The 2,325-nt window shown below is 48.9% G+C and carries 4 protein-coding genes; all 4 read left to right on the top strand.

Annotation, left to right across the window (positions count from 1 at the left end):
* The first annotated feature begins 118 nt into the window (after positions 1-118).
* The 4 genes from Q0256_RS07685 (at position 119) to Q0256_RS07670 (ending at position 2,294) form a co-directional block, all read left to right on the top strand.
* The gene (locus Q0256_RS07685) at positions 119-370 is read left to right on the top strand and encodes a hypothetical protein (RefSeq protein WP_297961894.1); all 252 of its coding nucleotides are present in this window, start codon (positions 119-121) and stop codon (positions 368-370) included.
* 200 nt (positions 371-570) lie between these two features.
* Positions 571-1,029, top strand: a complete 459-nt coding sequence (locus Q0256_RS07680; RefSeq protein ID WP_297961891.1) for a CidA/LrgA family protein — start codon at positions 571-573, stop codon at positions 1,027-1,029.
* Positions 1,026-1,718, top strand: a complete 693-nt coding sequence (locus Q0256_RS07675; protein ID WP_295151400.1) for an LrgB family protein — start codon at positions 1,026-1,028, stop codon at positions 1,716-1,718. Before Q0256_RS07680 ends, Q0256_RS07675 begins: the two co-directional genes overlap by 4 nt.
* Before the next feature lie 9 nt (positions 1,719-1,727).
* Complete coding sequence (locus Q0256_RS07670; protein WP_005873246.1) at positions 1,728-2,294, top strand: AAA family ATPase; 567 nt, start codon at positions 1,728-1,730, stop codon at positions 2,292-2,294.
* The last annotated feature ends 31 nt before the right edge of the window (positions 2,295-2,325 follow it).

Genomic DNA, 2,325 nt, shown 5'->3' with positions numbered 1-2,325 from the left:
GCTATCAAAGCTTGAGAAAAAATTTGCCGCCGCCGAAGCTCGCAGGCAAGTTTTACTGCCATGGTGCAAAATCCAGGCTTTGGTTTTAAACGCTGAAATAAAATTTAAAGGATGGAAAATGCAAAGTTTCAAATGGCAAATTTCAAAGCGGCTCAAGCAGGCGATGCGAGAGCGAGATATCGATAATCTCACGCTCGTGCGCCGCACGGACGAGCTGTATTCGCGCTCGCACCCGGGCCATGACGAGGATATGCGCGCCGAAGTTTACACGGTTTTGGACGAATACGCGCCCAACGTCGATATCGAAATTTTCGATCTAGTCTGCAGGGTGCTCGGTATCAAAATCGAGCTAGGCGAGACGCTTGATTGAGTAGTCGTCGCCGAATTTTACCCGTGCCGCAAGGCTAAATTTAGCGCTACGATAAATCGCAAAATTCTATCTAAAGCCTAGCTACAGAGCTTGCTTAAGTAAATTTTGCCGCAAAATTTCGCCCAAACCTAGCAAGATTAATATCTATTTTAACTGCAAAGTGCTAAATTTAGCGCTAAAATTTTAATCCGAGGTAAGCTTTGAACTACTTAATCCAATTTAGTGTGATTTTAGGAATATCTTTTGTTGCGGAGATTTTGGCGGCGCTCGTGCCTGTGCCGATCCCCGCTAGCATCTACGGGCTAGTCATTATGCTTTTAGCCCTGATCTTCAAACTCATCAAAGTATCACAGATCAGAGAAACCGTGTCGTTTTTTATGCAGATTATGCCCGTGATCTTCATCCCGGCGGGTGCTGCGATCATCATCGCAGGCGACGCGCTACGCCAGCATCTTTTCGCAATCATCGCGATTACGGCAGTCTCTACGGTAGTAGTCATCGGTGCAAGCGGCGCGGTAACGCAGATCTTTTATAAAATCGCCCTCGCCCGCGTTAAGCGCAGGCTCTACGCAGCCGCGCACGAACAAGACGGCGCGAATACAAAGGGCGTGGATGCGAAGCTGGAGCGCGAAATTTTATCCGGAGACGACAAAAAATGAGAGAAATTTTAATGAACTCCGCTTTTTTCGGCGTGTTTTTGTGCCTGGGCTCGTTTGAGTTAGGGCTTTATCTAAAAAAGCGCTTCAAGCTAACGATTTTCAACCCGCTTCTAATCGGTATCGTGCTTACCGTCTGCGTGCTTTTAATCTTTAAAATTCCATACGAGAAATTTAACGCGAGCGCCTCGCACATTAGCTTTTTCTTAACGCCGATTACCGTCTGTCTAGCCGTGCCGCTATACGAGCAGCTGGCGCTTTTGCGAAGTAATTTTTTAGCTATTTTTGCAGGACTGATTTCAGGTATGATCGCAGGGCTAGGCAGCATCTACGCGATGTCGGTGATATTTGGGCTAAATCACACAATGTATGTCACGCTACTACCGAAATCCGTCACGGCGCCGATCGGTATGGGTATCAGCGAAAGCTTAGGCGGCATCGTGACGCTAACGGTGGCCTGCATCATCGCTACGGGCATCATCGGCAGCGTATTTGGCGAGGCGCTACTTAAAATTTTTGGCATCAAAAAGGCGATGGCAAAAGGTATCGCCCTAGGCTGCGCGAGCCACGCGATGGGAACGGCACGCGCTCTTGAGATCGGTGACGTAGAGGGCGCAATGGCGTCTTTAGCAATGGCGGTTACGGGACTTCTTACCGTCATCGGTGCCGGTATTTTTGCACATTTCATCTAAGGAGAAAATATGATAATCTCGATCGCTAGACAAACGGGCGCAGGCGGACGCGAAACCGCGCGCAAACTAGCCGAGCGCTTAGGCTACACCTATCTAGCCAAGGCGGATCTGCTCCGCAAAGCAGACGAGCTTGGCTGCTTCGAGCAGATGTATGAGTTCTACAACGAAATGCCCGTAAATACGCTACTTCAGGCAATATCGCACAACGAGCTAGCCAATGAGCAAAAACGCGATCGCATCGTAGCAATCTACGAAAAGATCGTCTCGGGCGGCAACGTTATAGTGCTTGGGCGCTGCGCCGGGTTTTTCTTGCGCGGACATCCGGATCTGCTGACGGTATTTTTACGCGCGAGCGATGAGTTTAAGCTCGCTAGATTAGAAAAAGAGGGCCATACCGACGCGCGCGAGTATATGGAAAACAGCGACGCAGGCAGGATGAGCTTTCATCAATACTACACCAACCAAGTCTGGGGCGCGTCCGCAAACTACAATATCTGCATCGACACATCGTATTGCGGCATCGATAATGCGGTAAATATCATCGAGTATCTGGTCAAACATCACATTGAAAAGTGATTTGTGCCTAAGCGCACAAAAGTAGAATTCA

This window comes from uncultured Campylobacter sp., assembly GCF_937949835.1.
In the GTDB taxonomy this organism is placed as follows: domain Bacteria; phylum Campylobacterota; class Campylobacteria; order Campylobacterales; family Campylobacteraceae; genus Campylobacter_B.
This window is presented reverse-complemented; position numbering and strand designations above follow the sequence as displayed.

Coding starts and splice junctions, on each gene's coding strand:
- Q0256_RS07685 (WP_297961894.1), top strand. CDS start 119: ATGCAAAGTTTCAAATGGCAAATTTCAAAGCGGCTCAAGCAGGCGATG.
- Q0256_RS07675 (WP_295151400.1), top strand. CDS start 1,026: ATGAGAGAAATTTTAATGAACTCCGCTTTTTTCGGCGTGTTTTTGTGC.
- Q0256_RS07670 (WP_005873246.1), top strand. CDS start 1,728: ATGATAATCTCGATCGCTAGACAAACGGGCGCAGGCGGACGCGAAACC.